The sequence below is a fragment of the Mucilaginibacter pineti genome, from assembly GCF_900101875.1.
GTDB classification, from domain to species: domain Bacteria; phylum Bacteroidota; class Bacteroidia; order Sphingobacteriales; family Sphingobacteriaceae; genus Mucilaginibacter; species Mucilaginibacter pineti.
In genome coordinates, this window is sequence record NZ_FNAI01000002.1 from 160,976 (window position 1) to 183,571 (window position 22,596).

Genomic DNA, 22,596 nt, shown 5'->3' on the forward strand with positions numbered 1-22,596 from the left:
GCTTAGTTTGTAGTTGTAGGTGTCGATGCTGCTTTTTGCTGTTGTGCCTTTGCCGCGTCATCTGCCGCTTTTGCCTTCTCTTTTTGTTCCTGCCTGTATTTGCGGCGCATTTCTTTTTCCTCCGGTGTGCGCTTGCGGAATATCTCCCGGAAACGGTTATAATCAACCGTTAAGGTAAAGCCCACGCCGGTTTCAATGATCTGGCCTTGTATTACAATAAACTCATCCCTGCGGTAAGCGCGTAAGGCGTACCTGCCATCCTTACTTAGTTTGTATCCTACCGATACATCACCCGCAATATTCGCTGCTTTCTGGCCCTGCTGGTTACCCTCCAGGTTAAAGTTATTGCCCACGGTAACCGTTAGCCTGTCGTTCAGGAACCGTTTGGAGAGGCCTACGTTAAGGTCCGTTCGGTTGGTAGCCGTTCCTGACGAGTAATCCTCGCCCGATGTTACACCGAAATTAAGATCGACACCGGCTATAAGATTGCCAGCCAGTTTATTCAGCTGATCGGTTAACAAACCGCTTACACTGTTACGTATAGCGCCTTCTACGCCTGTGCTGCCGCCCTGGCTTTGTAATGGGTTATCGCCAATAAAGTGGCCAAGTACCAATACGCCAAGTACCTGTTTGTTTAGTTCATTAGGGTCCTGCCTTACCTGGTCTAAACGTGAGTTTACGGTGGTTATCACCTGGCTGCTCACAGTGTAGTTACTATCCGGCAATACAATATCAAAGCTGATATCCGGCGTAAGCAGCTGATTTTTTAAGTTAAGATTTACGTTGAACGGCAGTTTCTGTTTGTATTGTACCGAGTTTTCGGTTCCCGATAGCTGATTTTCAACCAGGTCGATAGGGGGCACGTTGGCTACGTAAATAGCGGTAAGGTCAATATTGGCGCTGGTAGGGTCACCGGTCCATACTATTGTACTGCCTTTTTTAAAGTTGAAGGTACGTTTTACCGTAGCATAAGCCAGGTTGTATGAGCCCGAGTTAACCACGTAAGTACCGGTAAGGTTTATTTTACCGCTTGGGTCTATCCCGCCGTTAAGGTTAGCTTCGCCTTTTAAATGTACCACATCACCGTTGCGCTCATCAACAACAATAGTAAAGGCGGCGTTTTTATCAACCTTTATATTGGCCGATACATCAAGCCCCTTCAAATCTGATTTTTTAAGCGAATCCAGCTGGCGCGCAAGTAATATAGAATCGAGCTTTGGCGCGCTTTGGTCAATAAATTCAACCACCCCTTTACGATCCTCAATACCCGGATCGGAAGTTGGCAGCACAAAGGTCATATCTGTTTTATCATTCACGGTTAAAGAAGCATCAACAACCGGTTTGGACATATTGCCGCGAATCTTAACGTGTGTATCTACATAAAGCTTACCGTAAAACAATTTATTATCGGCCTGGGTTGAGTTAACCGCCCTGAAATTGGTAGCGTTGATATCCATACCGAAAGCGTAATCGGTATAGGTTTTGGTATAAACGCTGCCGCTGATAATTGCCTTGTTTCCGGTAGAATCAACCAGTGTAAAATCATTAAACCTAATGCCCTCGTTATTAAATGTGATACTTTCCTGCGGCATACGGAAGTAGGAGTTAAGCATGGATACGTTAAAGCCAACCTTATTAAAGTTTACATCGCCCCGCACCGCCGGCGCCGTTGTGGTGCCCGAAATTTTAAGCTGACCGGTAATATTACCCGATGCGTTTCTGATACTGCCAAAACTAAAGCCTTCTATGCTCTTCATATTCAGGCTTACAATGTTCAGGTTCATGTCGAACTTGCTTTCGGGTTCGGTATAGTATAAACCGCTCAGGTCAACCTGGTTGCCTTTGCCGGTTATGCTTACATTTGCGGCGTAAGCATTCTCGGTTTGGTTATTTACTTTAAGGGCGATGTTACCAACGGTATCGCCTTTAAAATTAAAATCGTTAACGTTTATAGCGGCCGTAAACAGCGGCGACTTTTGGAAGTTGCTTACATGCGCGTCGCCATTAATGGTACCACCCACCTGCAGGGAATCCTGCTTGGCCATTTTTGTGAGCGTTTCAATATGGAAGTTGTTAAACTTAACCGTAATGGGCGAGTTAAACTCCTGCGAATCGCTGTTAACACTCAGGATCTGGTTGCTGTTGCTAATGGTAAAGTTATGGGCCAAAATTCCTTTAGGGCCGTATTGCAGGAAGTTATCGGCATTAACCGCCCAGGGCGTATAGTCAAGCAGCAGGCCATCCTGTACAAAGCTGAATTGGTATTGATTTGGCATAACGCTAAACACGCCGGCAACCCGGTAGCGTTCTTTTTTAGCGGCATCCCTTACCTGCAGGCTCACATTTAACTTATTGTTTTGTGCACTGCCCGAGATGCTGGTGTACAACAGATCAACAGACGAACCAACTTTTACCTCATCTACAGTAAAGCCGTAGTTAAGCGCGTTGTTGCCGGTATTAATATTAAGCGCCGCGCGATTAACCACGTTGGTGCCATAAACCACTTTCGGGATGGAGCCTTTAACTATCAGTTCGCCGGTTTCGCTGTTAAAGCTGCCGTTCAGCAATACAGGGTCGAGCGTTTTAAGATCTGGTGCAAACTGTGTAAGTAATGGCGTTTTAACCAGCTTAGCATCAAACGTAAATTGCTGCGGCGAGTATTTAGTTGCTGGTTTTGCATTGCGAGTTGCCAGTTTTGTATTTTTTTGACTTTTGACTTTTGACTTTTGACTTGCAATTTGTCCTCCCGCTATAGCCGTATTGAAATATTTGTTGATCACATCCTGCATGGCATCGCCAATTTGGGTAAGCTTATACTTGCCAGCCATGTGTGCATTCATGATTGGGGTTTTTAAGCGCAGCGTGCTGCTATCGGCATTGGCGGTGGAGATAAGACTTACCGTATCCAATTGAATACGTTGCCCCTTGTTTACCACCAGCAGATCAGTAGCCTGAATGTTGGCGTTCAAATAATCGGGATCGGCAGTTGGTACATCGGCTACTATTTTACCGTGAAAGCGCATATCATCCTTAACAAAATTTAAATTTTTAAGGTTGATGCTATCAACAGTTAAGGTTGCATTCACCGATGGATATTTTTTAGTCAGATTAGCCTTAGCATCCAGCCCGAAGTTGATGTTAGGGTCTTTCATGCGGGCAACGGCAGTATAGGCGCCATTGCTGGAGGTGCCCTTCATTACCAGGTTTTGGTACGTGTAACCTTTTACATAGGCTTTAGCTACGTTACCGTTAAAAGCAATACTTGCCTTTTTAGGGTCGATGCTTACACCTTTTAAATTGGCGCTCATGGTAATTTTACCCACCATTTGCGGCTGCTTGGTTAAAGCGCCCACATTAAGGTCGTTGGCTTTTATACTGGCAGTATAGGCGGCTTTAGCCTTGTTCTGCATGTTTTTCATGGTAGCTACAAGGTCAACAGCACCATAGCTTGAACGCAGATTCATCTTGGTGTTAAACGTATTCATGCCGCCTTTAAAATTACCCTTCAGGTTCATTTTTTCGGGGATGCTTACATTTGGCGGGATGCTGCCGGCTGGCGCAAGTTTGGCAATATCGGCGCGACTGGTATTAAAATCGATAATATTAACGTCGAAGTAGGCCTTATTAACATCAGGCAAACCCTTCATTTTAGCCGATGCCTTAATGTGGGTACTGCTTAAGCCCGTAACTTCCAGGTTAGGGATATCGAGGTTGTTCACCTGTCCGCTCACCTTGCCGTTTATTTTAAATACCGTATTTGGCGATGATTTAAATGGCTCTATAGTTGCCATGGTTGGCATCAGCAGCAATACATCTTTAAGGCCCAGTTTACTGCCGTCTAAATTGGCATTGATACCCAGCGAACCAATATTTTTGCTGATAGCCGCTATAGACGGGTACCTCACCTGTACCGATTTTTGCAGTGTAGTTTGCGGTGTTTCCAACAACAGATCGTTCATGTACGCGCTGGTTGGTCCGTAAAAGAAGGCGGTATGGAATTTATTGATCTTCAAACCACTTTTTTCGGTGAAGGAGAAAGAGTTGATCTTACCGGAAATAGTATCTGGCGAGTAGGAGATGTTCTCAGCTTCGGCATTAAGGCTGCGCAGATCCATGTGGCCAAAATCAAGCCCCTTTGCTATTGCCTTTTGCGCCTCGTTATCAAACTTCACATTATCGTTGCTAAAGCTCACCTTACCCAGGCTCAGCCGCCATTTTGATGATTGCGGCGATGCCACCAGCGTATCCAGTTTTTTAGCGGTTTTCTCTATCGCCTTAACAACCGTTTTTGGTTTGGCCAGGCTTATGCCCGCTTTGGTATCATTCAGTTCGATATTTTTGATGCCTATGTTTTGGTGTTTCAGGTCAATCTTGTCCATCTCTACCAACAGCTTATTCAGGTCTACGTTGGCCTTCATATCCGGGCTGCGGTAATCCACCTTTATTTTGGAGATATCAATTATGCCCAGTTTAAGGTCCATATTCAATGGTGCGGTGGCGGTATCAGGCGGCGGTGGTCCGCTTGGCGATTGTATGACAACGGCATTAACACCGGTAAGTGTGATCTTGGGTATGGTAAATTTCATTTTATCCATATCAAAATCCTTAATGCGGGTATCAAAATGGCCCAGCAAAAACTTTACGTCGTTGCCGCTTATGGCATCCTTGTATTTTATATTTATCCTGTCGAGATTTATTTTATCAACAGAAAACTTCATGGTAGATGTGGTATCCGTAGGCTTTACTTCTTTCTTCTGCTCGCCCGCAAAGGCTTTCATAATATAATCGAAGTTAAAGGCGCTGTCGGCTCCGCGGGTTACGTTAGCGGTAATCCCCTGCAGGTTGATCTCGTTAATCTCAACCTGGTTGTGCAGCAGCTTAAACAAGCTGATATCAACCTTTAATTTATCGCCGGCAATAAGCGTGTCTTTTTTCTGATCTTCAAAATACACATTCTCTAAAACCAGCAGCTTGGGCAGGCCCAAGCTAATGTGGCCAATTTGCACTTTGGTATGTATTTTTCCCTGTAAAAAAGTTACGGCTTTATCCTTAGCAAAATTTTGCACAGCGGGCACTTGTATTAAAATTACTACAAGAACAATCAGTAAAACGACACTTACCAGTATCCAGAGTATTGTTTTGAGAGTTATTCGTATAATTTTTTTCAATTGTATTAGTTTTTCAAAGGTAAAAGCAGATGCACTGAATATAAACAAATAATAAGCCATCCCCGGCTATATTTCTCCCTGAAAGGAAAATTTAAAAATTCTTAAAGCCCTCTCCTTTGGGGAGGGTTTGGGTGGGGCCGACAGCATTTTGTTTTTCAACACTCAATACGGCGAACTTGTTTTTTAATAACTTTGTATTTCTACAGATTTTGTTGAAACGGATTTAACTATGCCAGATTTTTCTCACCTACACGTACATACCCAGTTCTCCTTACTTGACGGTGCAGCCGATATATCAAAGCTATATAAAAAGGCCGCCGCCGATGGCATGAAGGCCCTGGCCATAACCGATCATGGTAATATGTTTGGTGTATTTAAGTTTGTGGCCGAAGCCGGTAAACACAACGTAAAACCCATTGTAGGCTGCGAATTTTATGTGGTAGAGGATAGACATAAAAAAGCATTTACCAAGGAGAAAAAGGACGTTAGGCGTCACCAGCTGATGCTGGCCAAAAACCCCGAAGGCTATAAAAATCTGGTTAAGCTATGCTCGTTGGGTTACATGGAAGGCCTGTACAGCAAATGGCCCCGTATTGATAAAGAACTGATACTAAAATACCATAAAGGAATTATTGCCACTACCTGCTGCATTGGTGCATCGGTACCGCAGGCTATTTTAAGGGATACCCCTGAAGCGGCCGAAACAGAATTTAAATGGTGGCTTGATCTTTTTGGCGAAGATTTTTATATAGAGCTGCAACGCCACGACATTCCCGACCAAAATACGGTGAACAAGGTATTGCTGGAGTACGCTAAAAAGTATAACGTAAAGATAATTTGCTCCAATGATTCGCACTATGTAGATCAGCAGGACTCAAATGCGCATGATATTTTGCTGTGCGTAAACACGGGCGATATGCAAAGCACGCCTATAGCTACCGATGAGGAAGGTGGCCGCGGTTATCGCTTTGGTTTCCCCAACGATCAGTTTTACTTTAAAACGCAGGCCGAAATGGGCAAGCTGTTTAATGACCTGCCCGAATCCTTGGATAATACCAACGAAATTGTTGACAAGGTAGAGGTGCTGAAGCTAAAGCGCGATATCCTGCTGCCCAACTTCGTTATTCCGCCCGAATTTAATATCCATACCACTGCCGATGCCGATACGCTTAACCAGTGGGAGTATTTAAAACATTTAACATTCACGGGCGCTAAAGAGCGTTATATTGATATATCGCCGGAGGTAGAGGAGCGCATTAACTTCGAGCTTTTCACCATCCGTACCATGGGGTTTGCCGGTTACTTTTTAATTGTGGCCGATTTTATAAAGCATGGGCGCGACATAGGGGTGTTTATCGGCCCGGGTCGTGGTTCGGCAGCGGGATCAGTGGTGGCCTATTGTACCGGGATCACCAATATCGACCCCATGAAGTACAACCTCCTGTTTGAGCGTTTCCTTAACCCCGATCGTAAATCGATGCCCGATATTGATACGGATTTTGATGATGCAGGCCGGCAGAAAGTTATTGACTATGTGGTTGAAAAATATGGTAAAAACCAGGTAGCGCAAATTATTACCTATGGCTCAATGGCTGCCCGTACCAGCATCCAGGATGTGGGCCGGGTGCTGGATATGCCGCTATCTGAAATGAACTTAATTAAAAAGTTGGTGCCCGATACTTTGGGCATCACTTTGCGGGAGGCCATTGAACAGGTACCGGAGCTAAAGGCGATACTTGACGGCAACGACCTTCGATCACAGGTTTTAAAAGAAGCCTCAAAGTTAGAGGGCTCGGTACGTAACACGGGTGTGCACGCTGCGGGTATCATTATTGCCCCTTATGACCTTACCGATATTGTTCCGGTCGCGGTAGCAAAAGACTCCGACCTGCTGGTTACCCAGTACGATGGACGTGTGATTGAAGATGCGGGCGTTATTAAGATGGACTTTTTGGGCCTTAAAACCCTTACCATTTTAAAGGATGCCCTGCGCATGATCAAGCAAAATCACGGCATCCATATAGATATTGATTATATCCCGCTTGATGATAAGGAAACTTATGAGCTTTACCAGCGCGGCGATACCAACGGTACCTTCCAGTTTGAAAGTGATGGTATGCAAATGTACCTGCGTGAGCTTAAGCCCGATAAGTTTGAGGATTTAATTGCCATGAACGCACTGTACCGGCCGGGCCCGATAGAGTATATCCCCAATTTCATCAGCCGTAAGCATGGCCGCGAACCTATTGTGTTTGATTTGGCCGATATGGAAGAGTACCTGGGCGAAACCTATGGTATTACCGTATACCAGGAGCAGGTGATGCTTTTATCGCAAAAGCTGGCTGGCTTTAGTAAAGGTGATGCCGACGTTTTGCGTAAGGCGATGGGTAAAAAGCAAATTGAGGTACTTAACAAAATGGAATCGCAGTTTATGGATGGGGCTATGGCCAAGGGGCACCCCAAAGATAAACTCACCAAAATATGGACGGACTGGAAGGCATTTGCGCAGTACGCGTTCAATAAATCGCACTCTACCTGTTACGCCTTTGTGGCCTACCAAACAGCTTATTTAAAGGCGCATTTCCCATCGGAGTACATGGCGGCGGTTTTAAATAACCAGAACAACATGGAAAAGATCACCTTTTTTATGGAGGAATGCCGCAGGATGGGGGTTGAGGTATTAGGACCGGATATTAATGAGTCTGACCTGTCATTTGCGGTTAATAGAAAAGGCCAGGTGCGCTTTGGTTTAACCGGCGTTAAAGGCGTTGGCGATAAAGCAGTGGAAAGTATTATTGAAGAACGGATTGCCAATGGTCCGTATTTATCGGTATATGATTTTGCCCGCCGGTCAAACACGCGCAGTGTAAACCGCAAGGCTTACGAAAACCTGGTGCAGGGTGGCGGCTTTGATGAGTTTGGCTATGCCAGAGCGCAGTTTTTTGCAAAAACAGATACCGGTACCTTAACAGGTGTTGAACGCCTGATAAAATATGCCAACGATTATCAGAATGTGCAAAGCAGTTCCCAATCGTCGTTATTTGGTGGTTCGGTGGCATCCTATGTACCTGAGCCCGCTATGCCCGAAACCGAGGAGTGGCCGCTAATTGAAAAGTTGAAATACGAAAAAACTGTTATCGGAATTTATTTAACCGGGCACCCGCTTGACAATTATAAGGTAGAGCTGGAAAGGTTTTGCAACAGCAGCATCAGCGATCTTAAACTGATGCAGAAAGCGCGCTCGGGCGAGGGGGGCGAAGATATTATGGGTGCTTTCAATGAGTTGCGTAAGCGCGGCGAAATACGGATAGGCGGCCTGGTATCCAGCGTGCAGCATAAAATGACTAAAACCGGTAAGCCCTTCGGTACCTTTGTTTTGGAGGATTATAATGAATCGTACGAGTTTGCCTTGTTTGGCGACGACTATGTGAAATTCCGTAACCTCATGATGGAGGGCTATTTCCTGCACCTGAAAGGCAATATTGAAGAGAAATTTCGCCAGAAGGATAACTGGGACCTGCGCATCCTGGTGATGGACCTGCTATCTGAAATGCGGGATAAGCATACCAAATCATTAACGGTGTGCATTGATATCAACATGCTTAACAGTCAGCTGTTAGATGGTATTCAGCACATCATCAACGAAAACAACCAGAAATACCCGGTAAAGAACTGTAAGCTGCGTTTCCAGATAAAGGACAGGGAAGAAGTTATGCTGGTTGAACTGGCCTCAAAAACCTTCAAGGTAAACCCCAGCGACGACCTCATGGCCGGCATCTTTAACCTGACTAATAGTCAGCCTGTTTTGAATTAGATATGACGTTTTGCTATGCATATTAAGCGATGTTATCGCGAGGTCTTGCCTTGTATAAAGTTATGTCATTGCGAGGTACGAAGCAATCTCACAGGATAGGTAGCACACTTGGCGTGGTGGAATAGCATGATGAGATTGCCGCGCTACGCTCGCAATGACAAAGTTTGTTTTGGGACGATTGTTACTGTCTCTCTCAATATCGTAAATAGCTATATCACTTCCTTCTCCACCTTTACTTCGTCCTGTACCAAAGTATAGCAGGTGTAATCGGGCTGTATAATTTCGCCGTTGGCGTTGGTGGTGGTCATGAAGTGGCTGCCCCAAACTTCAAGTGTGTAAAAGATGGATGATAGCTCTTTCCCCAGGTCGGTCAGGGAATATTCAACCCTTGGCGGTACCTCGGGATATATTTTGCGCGTTACTATTTTATCTTCTTCCAGCTCGCGTATTTGCTGCGAAAGCATCTTTTCGGTCATGCCGGCAATGTTGCGGTTTATCTCGCTGTAGCGCTTTGATCCGGTTAGTAACTGGTTCAGGATCTTTAACTTCCACTTGCCGCTTATCACACTCAGGGCCGCTTCCATAGCGCAGGTAAATTCCGGATGTCTTTGTTTTGTCATAATTAAAAAGTGAAACCGGGTTTAAATCAAAACGGCTCATAACCTACCAAAAAGTACGTTCCATACTAAATGGTGCATTCTTGTGGAACGATAAAAACCGATGTACATTTGATCTATCAAAACAAAGATAATGAAAAAGTTAGCAGGAAAAACAGCAGTAATAACAGGCGGTAACAGTGGTATAGGCCTGGCCACAGCACAGGAGTTCATTGCACAAGGTGCACAAGTGATCATCACCGGCAGAAACGAAAAATCGGTTAATGAAGCCGTTGCTTTACTTGGCGACAACGCCAAAGGCGTAATTGCCGATAGCGCCGACGTTAACCAGGTAAAACAACTGGGCGACAAAGTAAAAGCCATAACCGAAAACATCGACATCATTTTTGTAAACGCCGGTGTAGGGCAGTTTAACTCGGCCGATCAGATGACTGAAGAAATGTTTGATGATATCATGAACATTAACTTTAAAGGCGCTTACTTTAGTTTGCAAAGCCTGTTGCCATTGGTTAATGATGGCGGCTCGGTTATTTTAAACACATCTATCAACGCACACGTTGGTATGGGTGGCGCAAGCGTTTATGCAGCAAGTAAAGCGGCTTTGCTTTCCTTAGGCAAAAACCTATCGGCCGAGTTATTATCAAGACGGATCAGGGTAAACTCTGTAAGTCCCGGTCCGGTTGTAACGCCATTGCATACCAGCGATAAATTAGGTTTAACCGAAGAACAATTAGCAGGCATGGGTGCCGGATTGATACAACAGATCCCGGTTGGCCGTTTCGGTCGCTCAGAAGAGATTGCTAAAACAGTGGCTTTCCTGGCATCAGATGACTCCACCTTTATATTAGGTGCCGAAATAATTGCCGATGGCGGTATGGCTACTTTAAAGGGGGCATAAGTAATTAACACAATCAATTAATGACCGGGAGTGAGTAACTGCTGGTCATTTTTTTGTTTTATCCGGTATTTGGATCTGTAAACGAAATATATGATCGGAGTGGTTATAATAGTTATCATAAAACCAAGAGGCGCCACACCAATACAACCGGTAGCACATTTTATATCGGAGGGCAGCAACATCATGAAAACTATTACAGCAGTCACAGATAATACTAATCCTAAAAGAAAACAAAGAAATGCTAAAAGCGCTAACGACAAAGAGCAAGAATTATTTATCCGTTTTGCCGAAAAAATTGCCTGAACAACAGGTGCTGTAAACAGCATTAGTAATAGTACAAAAGGAATTAACATAGCCTTATAATTTATATTCATTAATATCAGGAATAATAAAAGGTAACCCTTTGTTAACAACCTACAGTCACGCAAATGTTAAGTGGAAAAGTTATATTAATATAATTGTCACATTGTCAGGCGGCATTTGTGGCAAGCAATTTGAATAGTATATATTTGTACAACAAAATTTAAAAAATAAAAATCATGGCTTTAGAAATAACTGATGCAAACTTTGACGAACTTGTCCTGAAATCAGACAAACCCGTACTTATTGACTTTTGGGCAGAATGGTGTGGTCCCTGTAGAATGGTAGGTCCGGTTGTTGAAGACATTGCAAAAGAATACGAAGGCAAAGCTGTTGTTGGTAAAGTTAATGTCGATAACAATCCCGGTATTTCAATGAAATTCGGTATCCGCAATATTCCTGCTTTATTGTTCTTTAAAAATGGCGAAATTGTAGATAAACAAATCGGCGCGGTTCCAAAATCAGTATTAGTTGATAAATTAGCTAAGCAATTAGCCTAATCGCTTCGGCACAAATTAAGTTTATCAATAGCTTAATCCACCATATTTAAATTAAAAAGCGTTGCAATTTTGCAACGCTTTTTTTATGCCCTATATTAGCCTTATGCCCAAGTTAAACGACGATCAGCAGGTTAGGCAACTGGCCAACCTCGAGCTGCTGGCCCGGCAGGTGGTTGAGGGTTTTATTACCGGCCTGCACCAAAGCCCGTTCCACGGCTTCTCGGTAGAGTTTGCCGAACACCGCCTGTATAACAATGGCGAATCGGTAAAAAATATCGACTGGAAATTGTTGGCCCGCACAGATAAGCTTTTTGTAAAACAGTTTGAGGAAGAAACCAACCTGCGCTGTTATTTATTGCTGGATACCTCATCGTCCATGAACTTCCCGGAGAAAGGGATGAGCAAACTGCAGTTTTCGGTTTATGCGATTGCCTCGTTAATGCACCTGTTTAAAAAACAGCGCGATGCTTTTGGCCTATGCTTGTTTTCGGATAAGATAGATTGGCTGAGTCCGGCAAAATCCACCACCACGCATTTATTTCATTTATATGCCGAGCTGGAGAAAATGTACGCCCAGCCAAAGGTGAATACGGTTACCAATATAACCCAGGTGCTGCACCACATAGCCCAGGAAATTCACCAGCGATCAATGGTGATCATCTTTAGCGATATGCTGGAGAACAGCCTTAACCCCGAAAAATTACAGGCGCTGTTTGCGGCGGTTCAGCATTTAAAGTTCAGCAAGCACGAGGTAATTATTTTTAATGTAAGCGATAAGCAAAAAGAAATAGACTTTAATTTTGATAACCGCCCGCACCATTTTGTTGATATGGAAAGCGGTGCCGAAATAAAGGTGCATCCAGGCAAGGTGCGCGATACTTACCGCCGGTTATTAACAGCATATCGCCATGAGCTGGAGCTTAAATGTGCCCAATACCATATCGATTTGGTGGATGTGGATATCAACGGGGGTTACCACGAAATGCTGAAAACCTACCTGGTAAAGCGAAACAAGATGATATAAAAAAAGACTGCCCATTACTGAACAGTCTTTTTAAAAAAAATAAAGCTAACGCATTAAAAACAACAGTAAAGTAACACCTTGTACATGAAGATAAGGTGAACTTAATTCTGCGTGTTAAATATCAGCCTCACCGTGGTGCCGCTGCCCTTTACCGAGCTTATTTTAATAACGATATTGTGAAACGAGGTAATACTTTTTACAATAGCCAGCCCCAAACCATAACTTTCTTTCTCGTCGGTATCCAGCTTTTCAAAGCGGTTAAAGGCGCTGTCAATTTGTTGCTGGTCCATGCCTGCGCCGGTATCGGCAATTATAAGTGTGTAGGTGCCTTCAGCAAGTTCATCGCTAATGGTAATGGTACCCGCCTGGTTGTTGTATTTTATAGAGTTATTAATAATGTTGAACAACAGGGTGTGCATGAGCGGGCGGTTACCCTGTATGGAGTAAATGTATTTAATAAGATTGGCGAAGATTAGTTGTTTTTCCTCAATCCGGTCTTCCAGTTCTTCCTGGATCTCCATAACAACGGCCGCAATCATTACCACATCGGCTTTATCATATTGGTTGTTTTCAACCTTTGATATGAGCAGTAAACTGTTAATAATTGATTTTAATCGGTTAAGGGTTTTCAGCGAGGCGTGCATTTTATTTTCGCTGCCTTCAGTAAGTTCTTCCTGTAACAGTATATTCTCCAGCCGCGAGCTGATGATGGATATCGGGGTAAGCAACTCGTGCGATACGTTGGCAATAAACTGCTTTTCGAGGATGAACAAATTAGAGATCTTTTTCATCAGCGACGAGATACTATCGTCCAGCAGTTCAAAATCCTGGGTGGTGGTTTTTATCTTTTCATAGTCGAAATTCATAGGGTCGTTAACCTTTATCAGCTTACGATCAATGATCTTATAAAAAGGGGCCAGCAAAAATTTGGTAAATATAAGGTCGCTCACCAGGGTAAGCACCAGCGCTATAATCAGTACAACCAGCGTAAACTTTTTGATAATGGATTTAAGCTCCTCTACCGATTCAATGGCTTCGCCAATCTCCAGCATATAGGTATGCCCGTTAAAATTAAACCGGTGCGACAGGATACGGTAAGTTTGCGTATTGGTATCAACACTGCGGGTTTCGGTGCTGAATTTTACATCTTTAGTAATTACCGGATTAAACTTAACAGGGGTTATAGTTATAAATTCCTCTTTTAAAATGTTATAATCGGTATATTTTTTATTGGTACTTATAAAGCTGTTGATCTCTTTTGATGAAAGGCTGTTCATCGTTTCCTTTTTATCTTCTTCCAGCCTTAGTTCAATATGGTTATAGGAGATTTTTTCTATAGATAACAGAATAAGCAAACCGGTAAGCAGAATGATAGCTACCTTGGTTAAGGTATTATATAGGGCCAGTTTTACCTGTAATTTCATTTACCTGCTGTTAAATATTTATGCGGTAGCCGATGCTCCTAACGGTTTCAAACCAATCAATAGGGATGTATTGTGAAAGTTTTTTGCGCAGGTTTTTAACGTGCACATCCACAAAGTTCGAGTCGCTGTTTATTTCCAGTACATCGCCCCAAACATGCTCGGTTAGATTGGTGCGCGATATTACCCTGTTTTTATTGAGCACCAGGTAGTTGAAAATTTCAAACTCCTTTTTGGTGAGGTTAATGCGCTCGTCATTAAACATCACCGTACGGTTTTGGATGTTTACCTTCAGTCCTTTTATATTAATATCATTGCTTTCCAGACGGTGCTTACGGCGGGTAATGGCGTGCATTCGCGCCAGCAGCTCATTTAATGAAAATGGTTTTGCCAGGTAATCATCGGCACCTTGCTCAAGGCCCAACACACGATCATCAACGGCGCCGCGGGCAGTGAGGATGATAACGGCATCCTGGCGGTCTTTAATACCCTTTAACATTTTCAGCAGGTCGAAACCATCGCCATCGGGCAGGCCAAGGTCAAGCAGTATAAAATCGTAGTTGTTTACAAAGATCTTTTCCTCTGCCGATTTTTTGGTACGGGCATGCTCTACCGTAAAACCTTCATGACTTAAAAATTCGTCAACCTCAAGGGCCAAACCCTTTTCGTCTTCAACAATTAATACATTCATACGCCTGCAATTTACGAGATTTCAAGGACTTTGGAACAAGGATTTGGAGAGTAAGGAACAAGGATTTTGGGATGAAGGACTTTTGGATGAAGGAGTAAAGATTTTTGGAGCAAGGACTTTTAGATAAGGGATTTATTCTGCTGACGAATTATTATCAGTGATGATAATTCCATCTCATGTCCGAGAGGCCTTGCTCCAAAAGTCTTAACTCTCCAAAAAGTCTTTGCTCCTTACTCCAAAAATCTTTACTCCCGATTTCCGAAAATCTCAAAATAGCTAAATCAATTTAAGATCATCACTGTTACAAAGTAAATGCTATCTTTCATATATGAGACTTTCCATTGAACGAAAACCCATAAGAGTAAACCCCGATCCGAAACGTGTTATCGCCAGATTCTTTTTTAATGGGAACGACCGCGCCAAGGAAGTTCTTGAACGGGTAATGGGCATTAGCGAAGATGTTGCTTTTGGCATCGTATCGCCGCTATTGCAGGAGTACTCCAAAAGGCATCGTAATATTACCCGCGTATTAAACAGGCATTGCAGTAAATTAAAACCACTTTTTGAGGAGTTAAATATTGATTATGATACAATTACCATTTATCGCAAGCTGCTCATAGGTTCCTATTTTACACATGAATATTCAATCGAATCGGCAGCGTTCTTTAATCCATCTATAGTTGAAGACCCTGATCAAACCGAACTGGAAGACGGGCAGCGCCGGGTAATTATCAGCTTTAGGGCAGTGGGCGAGGGGCACATCTCTTCCATTACTTTCCGCCGCGGATTAATTGACAAGGACAATAACATCACCATTTTACCTGCCGGAAGCTATATAGACGAAGCCGAAATTGTGCGGAATGCCGTTTATAACAAGAAGCTTTTCTTTGAAAAAGCTGCTATAACACAAATTAATATAGATGTGATAAGCGAGCTGGAATCAAAGCTCGACCATCATTTTGAGTACGCCAACCTGCGCCGCATCATCCTCGATTCGCAAAAATTGCAGGAAAGCGATATGAAGCGCCTGGAATACGACAAGGTTCTTTGGCTGGCTGATTCCTACTATGAAATTGTTTTTTCGTTGGATACTGATATCTCCGACAGGGTAATATTCCCCATCTCCGAGTATGAACGCAAAGGTATTGAAGATGCCCGTTTTGTACATTTTACCAATGAGGATGGCAGCAAGGTTTATTACGCTACCTACACGGCCTATGATGGCTCGCTCATTATGCCAAAACTGCTGCAAACCAACGATTTTTATAATTTTAAGATAATGCCCCTGTATGGTGCCGGGGCGCAAAATAAAAACCTTGCCCTATTCCCCCGTAAGGTGAACGGCAAGTTTGTAATGATATCACGTATAGACGGCTGCAACAACTACATTATGTATGCCGATAAAATAAACATCTGGGAAAAACCCATCCTGCTGCAACAGCCAAAATTTAGCTGGGAATTCATCCAGATAGGTAATTGCGGTTCGCCAATTGAAACCAAGGACGGCTGGATAGTAATTACCCACGGTGTTGGCCCAATGCGCCGCTATGTACTGGGCGCAAGTTTGCTAAAGCTGGATGATCCTGCTGTAGAGATTGGCAGGCTTAAAGAGCCTTTATTAATTCCTAACAGCGATGAGCGCGAAGGGTACGTACCCAATGTGCTATACTCCTGCGGTGCCATAGTACACAACGAAAAATTGATCATCCCTTACGGCGTATCCGATTCATCAACCGCCTTTGCCGAAGTTGGTTTACAGGAGTTACTGGATAAGTTAAAGGAAGATAAAAGCGAGTAGGGAACTTAAAGCGAAAAGCAGTAACACTACTACCGCGAGCTTTCAGCTCGTGGGGCGCATGGTGTCAGCTTTCAGCTGAATGTAAGCCAAAGGCTTTAACCAAGTTACCCACGAGTTACGCTGCGCTAACCTCGCGGGAGTAGTTCTTTAAATTTGTCATTCTGAACGGAGTGAAGAATCTAATTGCCGATGTGCTTGCCGATTAACAGATTCTTCACTCCGTTCAGAATGACAAGAAAAGTGTATTACCCCAAAATCTGTTTATACAATTCAAAATAATCTCCAACCATTTTATCGCAGGAAAACTGCGAGCTTGCCCAGTTATAGCAATCTATCCTGTTGATCTCATTTAACCTGCCAACAGCATTCACGGCTTCATCAACGGTATTAACCAGGAAGCCGGTTTGGGCATCTTTTATCAGCTCGGGCATCGATCCTTTGTTGAAGGCAATTACCGGGGTGCCGCAAAGCATGGCTTCGGCTACGCTCATGCCAAAGGGTTCATTAAAACTTATGGGGTGCAGCAGGGCATAAGCATTACCCAAAAGCTCCTTCCGCTTATCGGGACCGGCGTGGCCTGTGTATTGAATTTGATCACCAAGGTGGGGTTCAACCTTTTCGCGGTAATAATTTTCATCCTGAATAATACCGGCTATCAGTAGTTTTCGTTTGCTTTTTTTAGCTATCTCGATGGCTTCGGCTGTTCCCTTATCCGGGTGGATGCGGCCGAAATATAACAGGTAATCCTGCGGTGTTTCGTAGAAGGTAAAATCACGCGTATCCAACCCGTTGTAAACCGTGGCCAGGTAATCAAGCTCCGGGCTGCGGTCGGAATTACTAATGGATACATAATGACCAATGCCATTGTACTTCTTATAAACCGGCACAATCCGCGGCGACGAAAAACCGTGGATGGTTGTTATCACCGGTGTTTTTATGAGCCCGCTATAGGTAAGCGGCAAAAAATCAAAGTTGTTGTGGATAATATCAAACTCACTGGCCTTTTCCATCAGATTGCTGATGTGCAGGCATTCCAGCACTTTGGCATCCTGGTTGCGGTCTTCTTCATAACCGGTTGCGCAAACAGCCTCCAGTTTGCCAGCGGTAATGGAATCGCCGGTAGCGAAAAGGGTTACTTCGGCACCCAGTTTTAGGAGGCCTTCGGCAATGTTTGATGCAATTTGTTCCCACGGTCCGTAATGCCTGGGCGGTGTGCGCCAGGCAACAGGAGCTAATACAGCTACCTTCATGTTTTTGATGTGCAGATTCAAATTTCAGATTTCAGATGTGCAGATATGCAAATAATTGATTTAAAGATTTGTTAATGTCCAAATTTTCTAATCTGCACATCTGAAATCTGCATATCTGCACATTCATTTAACATACTTCCAGTTTTTGGCCGTATTTGTTGTACTCGTATTCCAACTCAAAGGCTTTAAGTACCGTTAAGTGCGATATTAGGTATGCCAGCGTGCTTTCGGCGCCCTGATTACGGTTTATGCCGCTTGGCAGCAAGCCATCGCAGCAGCCCTTGGTTTCGTGATCATACAACGGCGCACGCAGTGTGTTTTCGCCCAGGAACCATTTATAGCTCAGGAACATTTTTTCAATATATTGCGGCACACGGAAAATCTGGTAAGCCTGGAAATGCATCAGTACCATCGCCATAGTTTCAATAGCCTGCTGATCAAACGTTGGGAAGGTACCACCACGGTAATACCAGCCATCATTACCAACCGGACTTAAATAACCGTTCGCCAGTGTTAGCTTATCTAAAAACGCCATGCTGGCTAAGGCAATCCTTTTGGCATCCTCGTTACCGGTGATCTCGCACGAGTGGAGCAACGCTAACGGAAGTATGGCATTATCATAGGTCATTTTTTCTTCAAACCATTGCCAGTCGTCAGATTGGTTTTTTTCGAAAGCATCAATCAGCGGCTTGGTTAAATCGTTCAATAGTTTGATCATGCCTTCATCTGTCGGGATAGCCTGCAGATACAAACTGATACCAATAATGGTATTGCCTATCCCCCTTAAATGGGTGAGAGCTGTAAAATGCGGTACCGATTTATGGAAAATCTCCAGCGCAAACTCCCGGTAAGAGTTGCTGGCAGCACAACCAATTAAATGCCCTAACGACCAAATGGTACGGCCAAATGAATCTTCAGAACCAACCTCATCAAGATACCTTCTGTCGAAACTCAAGAAATTGCGGAAATTACCATCATCGGTTTGCATATAATGGATATAGCTCAGGTAGATGGGCAGCAATTCAAATGCTTCCTTGCTACCGCTGCGCTGATAGGCCATAAGCGCCATGATAAGCGCGCGGGCGTTATCGTCCAAACAATACCCCTCCTTTAAATTAGGGATGCCGTACTTGGCATGCTGAACAATCCCGGTATCATCGGTTAGGCGCAGTACGTGGGTAAGGCTAAACTTGGGTAGTATTTCGGGGTCAACAATGCTGTTCTTTAATATCTTGTCGCTAAAGTCAAACGTAGCTATCGACTCTTGTGCAACCTTAATAAATTCGGCACCGGTAACAGGCCAGCGCAGGTGCAGGCCATATTCATAGGCGTTTTCTTTTAGTTCGTTTAAAACACGGTCCTGGTCAAGCAGTTCAATTGTAATATCGGCCAGCGCCTCGTTATTTTTAAAATCAAAAAGACGCCCACGTTTATCGGCCAAAAGCTCGGTAGCATGCCAGTAAGGGGTTGATACCACAGCGGCACCGGCGCCTACGGCGTATGATAATGTACCGCTGGTTATCTGCGCTTCGTTCAGGTAAGGTGTTACGTAAATTTCGCAGGCGGTAAGGTAATTTACCAGCTCTTCTTCGGTTACAAATTTATTGATGAAAGCCAGGTTTTTTGATACACCCAGCTGGTTTGCCAGCGTTTTTAAATGATCGCGGTATTCCTCGCCCGAGTTTTTTATTACCCCCGGATGCGTGTTACCCAATATCACATACATAACATCGGGGTGTTTTTCAACTATTTTGGGTAGCGCTCTAACTACGGTTTCCAGCCCCTTGTTGCGGCTTATTAAACCAAATGTTAATAATACACGGTGGTTTTTAAATGCCGATAGGTTTTTTACCGGGTTTTCCTCAGGTGCTTCCACATCCGGCACGCCATGCTCAATGATCTGGATCTTCTCGGCCGGAATTTCATAAATGGTAGTTAAAAACTCCACGGCCCGCTTACTCATCACAATTATTTTTGACGATTGCTCGGCAATTTCACGGATGATGATGCGCTGTACGTAGCTGGGATCTTTTAATATGGTATGCAGTATAGATATCAGCGGTTTCTCCAAACGGTTTATCAGCGGCAGGATATAAATACCGCTTTCGCCGCCATAAATGCCAAACTCATGCTCCATGATACATACATCGGCGCTGCTGGTGTTTATGTAGTTGGCCGCACGGATGTAATCCTTTTGATGATTTTGGCGGATAACATATTTAACCTCCTCGGGGTATTCATATTCCTGTATACTTTCCGAATCGTTTAACGCAACCACAAAGCCGCCTTGTCCTAACGAACGACGTTCGGGGAAATTGGCGTTAATGGCACGCATCAAATTTTGATTAAATGTAGCTAAGCCGCATTCGCGAGGTGGATAAGTTGATATATATGCTATTTTCATATGTAGATAGAATTTTTAAAACCTGTAGTTGTAAAAATTAAACAACAGCTTTTTGCTTATTGTTTAACAGGTGACTATAAAAAAGTGCATTTGTGTGCTTATTTCTCCTATTCCAGTTATTTTAAGCGCATTTTTTGATAGTTATCTAATAAATGCACAAACCATACCAGTTTAACTCAAACTAAAATTTATGAGGTATTATTTAATATGGTAACTTAAATGTTACTCAGAAAAGCACAGGAATAATTAATACTTGATGATTTTTAAAGGGTTTTGCTTTAAGGATCAGCGGCGGAAGATTTGCTACGATATTTGGGATAATCGCATCATTTCAAATATAATCAAAAAAGGCGGGAATGCTTGTATTGATGCTATGGCGGAGTTATAGCCCCTTATCAAATATAGAGAATAAACGGATTTACTAACTCCATAGGAGTTTCGTGTTTATAGATATTGTATGTAATGATTAGCTCCATAGGAGCTTCCTGTTAAATAAGGAGGCACCTACGGAGCCATCGAAAGCTACGTTTTAGCTATAAACACGTTGCCCCGATGGGGCTTAAAATATAGACGATTGTTTTACATGCGCTATCTGCCGCATTATCGGGGATGTTTTGACCTTAGCCTGATATATCAGCTTGTATAAAAATTAATAGCCTCAATGATAACCGCGCAGGCTTTTTCTATTTCGTGGGGTTTTATGATGAGGGGAGGGGCAAGGCGCATGGAGTTGCTGCAGTGCAGAAACCAGTCGGTTATTACGCCGTTTTCAATACAGCGGTCAATTATTTTTTTATTCAGGTCGAAGCTGTCCAGTTCAACGGCAAGCATAAGGCCTTTGCCGCGCACTTCTTTGATGGCAGGGTGAACCAACAGTTTACGGAAAAGGGCTTCTTTTTCGGCTACGCCGGATGGCAGATCCTCGTTCAGCAATACTTCCAGCGCCGCCAATCCCGCTGCACAACAAACCGGGTGACCACCGAAAGTGGTGATATGACCCAGGATGGGGTTATCTTTCAGCGAATCCATAATTGAGGTCGATGAAATAAAAGCACCAATAGGCATACCCCCGCCAAGTGCTTTGGCAAGCAACAATATATCGGGCACTATTCCAAAATGTTCAAACGCGAACAGCTTGCCGGTACGGCCAAAGGCGGCCTGTATCTCATCCAAAATAAGCAATGTGCCTGTTTCATTACAGCGGGCGCGCAAGGCCTGCAGATAGGCTGCATCGGGTACACGGATACCGGCTTCACCCTGGATGGTTTCTATGATAATGGCGGCGGTTTGTTCGGTGATCAGTTCGAGATCATCAACATTATTAAACCGGATAAAACCTACACCCGGCAATAGCGGACGGTAAGCCTGCTTAAATTCCTCATTCCCCATTACGCTTAACGCACCATGCGTACTGCCGTGGTACGAGTTTTGGCAAGCCAAGATCTGCTGCCTGCCGGTAAAGCGTTTGGCCAGTTTTAAGGCCCCTTCAACAGCCTCGGCACCCGAGTTGGTAAAATATACCGATTGCAGATTATCGGGCAGTATGGATATCAGCTTTTCGGCAAAGCGTACCTGCGGGGTTTGCACAAACTCGCCGTATACCATCAGGTGCATGTATTTATCAACCTGTTGCTTTACGGCTTCAATAACGTGCGGGTTGCCATGCCCCAAACTGCTCACCCCAATACCCGAGATCAGGTCTATAAAAGCTTTACCGCCGGCATCGTACATATAAATACCCTCGGCACGTTCAAATTCCAGCAATAAAGGAAAATTGGTGGTTTGCGCGTTATTAGCCAAAAAGAGTTGTCGTAGGGTAGGCATGGATGGTAATTAGTGAGTGGGTGAATTAGTGAATTAGTGAGGGAATTGTGGATTAGTGAATTTGAGAGTTAGTGAATTAGCGAATAATAAATGAAACACGTCATTGCGAGGTACGAAGCAATCTTTACAGACGCAAAGCAGTTATGCAAATCCGCTATGTAATACTTAAAGATTGCTTCGTACCTCGCAATGACGGTGTTGTTTAAACAGGCTCAGCATGACAGCCTTTTTTATGCTTTGCAAAAATCGGCATTCTAATTAATAATTCACGAATTAAATCAACGATTCCAAAATTCAATAAATCACTAATTCAATAATTCAAAACTAACTTAGTTCCCTGCTCTTTCGCTGCTTTCGCTGAGGCGTTTGATGAGTTCATCGTTAAATTCGCGTTCGCTTTTGTAAAGCTCGCTTACTTTTTCGGGAGGGAGTATTTTGAGGAAAGCATCCTTATACCTTTTGCGGATGGCTACCAGCTGGCTTTCGTAATAAATCTCTTTATCAATTTGCTCGGTACCATTGGCAGCCGTGCTTGAGTTATTAAGGCGTTTCAGGATGCGTACTGCGGTTAGTTCCTGCTGATACTGGTTATAAATGGGCCAAAACTTGGTCGATTCGTTATCGGTAAGACTAAGCTGTCTATTGATGAAATTTTGGCGGGCAGCTTCCAGCTTTTTACCCATAGCGCCTTTTTTTCCCTTGTTTTCAGGGGATACTCTTTGGCTGGGCTGAAGGTTATTTCGTACCTGCGCAAAAGATTCATAGCCGGCGGCTACAGTAAAAAACAAAACAAAAACAAACCTTATCAAATTACTCATTAAACTTTA

Annotated in this window: 13 protein-coding genes; 5 read left to right on the plus strand and 8 right to left on the minus strand. The window is 43.7% G+C overall.

The genetic code is table 11. From position 1 onward, the window contains the following. Nucleotides 1–2: 2 nt before the first annotated feature. Entirely contained in the window at nt 3–5,228 is a 5,226-nt protein-coding gene (locus BLS59_RS05050) for a translocation/assembly module TamB domain-containing protein (RefSeq protein WP_449406537.1), read from the minus strand. A gap of 169 nt (nt 5,229–5,397) precedes the next feature. On the opposite strand from BLS59_RS05050, the gene dnaE reads away from it, so the two are divergent. Then, nucleotides 5,398–8,982 (plus strand): DNA polymerase III subunit alpha, encoded by a 3,585-nt coding sequence (gene dnaE / locus BLS59_RS05055; protein ID WP_091145558.1) that lies wholly within the window; start codon nt 5,398–5,400, stop codon nt 8,980–8,982. Between the two features lie 209 nt (nt 8,983–9,191). Here the strand turns inward: dnaE and BLS59_RS05060 are convergent, their stop codons facing one another. Continuing rightward, complete coding sequence (locus BLS59_RS05060; RefSeq protein WP_091145562.1) at nt 9,192–9,602, minus strand: winged helix-turn-helix transcriptional regulator; 411 nt, start codon at nt 9,600–9,602, stop codon at nt 9,192–9,194. 130 nt (nt 9,603–9,732) lie between these two features. On the opposite strand from BLS59_RS05060, the gene BLS59_RS05065 reads away from it, so the two are divergent. The 3 genes from BLS59_RS05065 (at nt 9,733) to BLS59_RS05080 (ending at nt 12,381) form a co-directional block, all read left to right on the plus strand. Further along, a complete protein-coding gene (locus BLS59_RS05065; protein WP_091145566.1) occupies nt 9,733–10,497 on the plus strand; it encodes an SDR family oxidoreductase in 765 nt (254 codons plus the stop codon). A 539-nt stretch (nt 10,498–11,036) separates the two neighbouring features. After that, nucleotides 11,037–11,357: a thioredoxin gene (gene trxA, locus BLS59_RS05075; RefSeq protein WP_091145573.1), complete on the plus strand. Its 321-nt coding sequence runs from the start codon at nt 11,037–11,039 to the stop codon at nt 11,355–11,357. 103 nt (nt 11,358–11,460) lie between these two features. Then, on the plus strand, nt 11,461–12,381 hold the full coding sequence (locus BLS59_RS05080; protein ID WP_091147329.1) for a DUF58 domain-containing protein: 921 nt from the start codon (nt 11,461–11,463) through the stop codon (nt 12,379–12,381). A gap of 101 nt (nt 12,382–12,482) precedes the next feature. Here BLS59_RS05080 and BLS59_RS05085 read toward each other — a convergent pair whose 3' ends face one another. Then, complete coding sequence (locus tag BLS59_RS05085) at nt 12,483–13,805, minus strand: sensor histidine kinase (protein ID WP_091145577.1); 1,323 nt, start codon at nt 13,803–13,805, stop codon at nt 12,483–12,485. A 10-nt stretch (nt 13,806–13,815) separates the two neighbouring features. Beyond that, nucleotides 13,816–14,493, minus strand: coding sequence for a response regulator transcription factor (locus tag BLS59_RS05090; RefSeq protein ID WP_091145582.1), 678 nt, complete (start codon nt 14,491–14,493; stop codon nt 13,816–13,818). 328 nt (nt 14,494–14,821) lie between these two features. Here BLS59_RS05090 and BLS59_RS05095 point away from each other — a divergent pair, with 328 nt between their 5' ends. Further along, nucleotides 14,822–16,291 (plus strand): glycoside hydrolase family 130 protein, encoded by a 1,470-nt coding sequence (locus tag BLS59_RS05095; protein ID WP_091145585.1) that lies wholly within the window; start codon nt 14,822–14,824, stop codon nt 16,289–16,291. Between the two features lie 245 nt (nt 16,292–16,536). Here the strand turns inward: BLS59_RS05095 and BLS59_RS05100 are convergent, their stop codons facing one another. From BLS59_RS05100 to BLS59_RS05115, 4 genes are all read right to left on the minus strand, one after another. After that, nucleotides 16,537–17,562 (minus strand): glycosyltransferase family 4 protein, encoded by a 1,026-nt coding sequence (locus BLS59_RS05100; protein WP_240315152.1) that lies wholly within the window; start codon nt 17,560–17,562, stop codon nt 16,537–16,539. 106 nt (nt 17,563–17,668) lie between these two features. Next, nucleotides 17,669–19,945, minus strand: a complete 2,277-nt coding sequence (locus BLS59_RS05105; protein ID WP_091145590.1) for a glycosyltransferase family 4 protein — start codon at nt 19,943–19,945, stop codon at nt 17,669–17,671. 633 nt (nt 19,946–20,578) lie between these two features. Then, the gene (locus tag BLS59_RS05110) at nt 20,579–21,769 is read right to left on the minus strand and encodes an aspartate aminotransferase family protein (protein ID WP_091145592.1); all 1,191 of its coding nucleotides are present in this window, start codon (nt 21,767–21,769) and stop codon (nt 20,579–20,581) included. A gap of 329 nt (nt 21,770–22,098) precedes the next feature. Further along, a complete protein-coding gene (locus BLS59_RS05115) occupies nt 22,099–22,587 on the minus strand; it encodes a hypothetical protein (RefSeq protein ID WP_091145594.1) in 489 nt (162 codons plus the stop codon). Between the last annotated feature and the right edge of the window lie 9 nt (nt 22,588–22,596).

Excerpts from the sequence above, each read along its gene's own strand:
- BLS59_RS05090 (WP_091145582.1), bottom strand. The coding sequence starts at position 14,493 with ATGAATGTATTAATTGTTGAAGACGAAAAGGGTTTGGCCCTTGAGGTT.
- BLS59_RS05115 (WP_091145594.1), bottom strand. The coding sequence starts at position 22,587 with ATGAGTAATTTGATAAGGTTTGTTTTTGTTTTGTTTTTTACTGTAGCC.
- BLS59_RS05050 (WP_449406537.1), bottom strand. The coding sequence starts at position 5,228 with ATGGCTTATTATTTGTTTATATTCAGTGCATCTGCTTTTACCTTTGAA.
- BLS59_RS05080 (WP_091147329.1), top strand. The coding sequence starts at position 11,461 with ATGCCCAAGTTAAACGACGATCAGCAGGTTAGGCAACTGGCCAACCTC.
- dnaE (WP_091145558.1), top strand. The coding sequence starts at position 5,398 with ATGCCAGATTTTTCTCACCTACACGTACATACCCAGTTCTCCTTACTT.
- BLS59_RS05060 (WP_091145562.1), bottom strand. The coding sequence starts at position 9,602 with ATGACAAAACAAAGACATCCGGAATTTACCTGCGCTATGGAAGCGGCC.
- trxA (WP_091145573.1), top strand. The coding sequence starts at position 11,037 with ATGGCTTTAGAAATAACTGATGCAAACTTTGACGAACTTGTCCTGAAA.
- BLS59_RS05105 (WP_091145590.1), bottom strand. The coding sequence starts at position 19,945 with ATGAAAATAGCATATATATCAACTTATCCACCTCGCGAATGCGGCTTA.
- BLS59_RS05110 (WP_091145592.1), bottom strand. The coding sequence starts at position 21,769 with ATGCCTACCCTACGACAACTCTTTTTGGCTAATAACGCGCAAACCACC.
- BLS59_RS05095 (WP_091145585.1), top strand. The coding sequence starts at position 14,822 with ATGAGACTTTCCATTGAACGAAAACCCATAAGAGTAAACCCCGATCCG.
- BLS59_RS05085 (WP_091145577.1), bottom strand. The coding sequence starts at position 13,805 with ATGAAATTACAGGTAAAACTGGCCCTATATAATACCTTAACCAAGGTA.
- BLS59_RS05065 (WP_091145566.1), top strand. The coding sequence starts at position 9,733 with ATGAAAAAGTTAGCAGGAAAAACAGCAGTAATAACAGGCGGTAACAGT.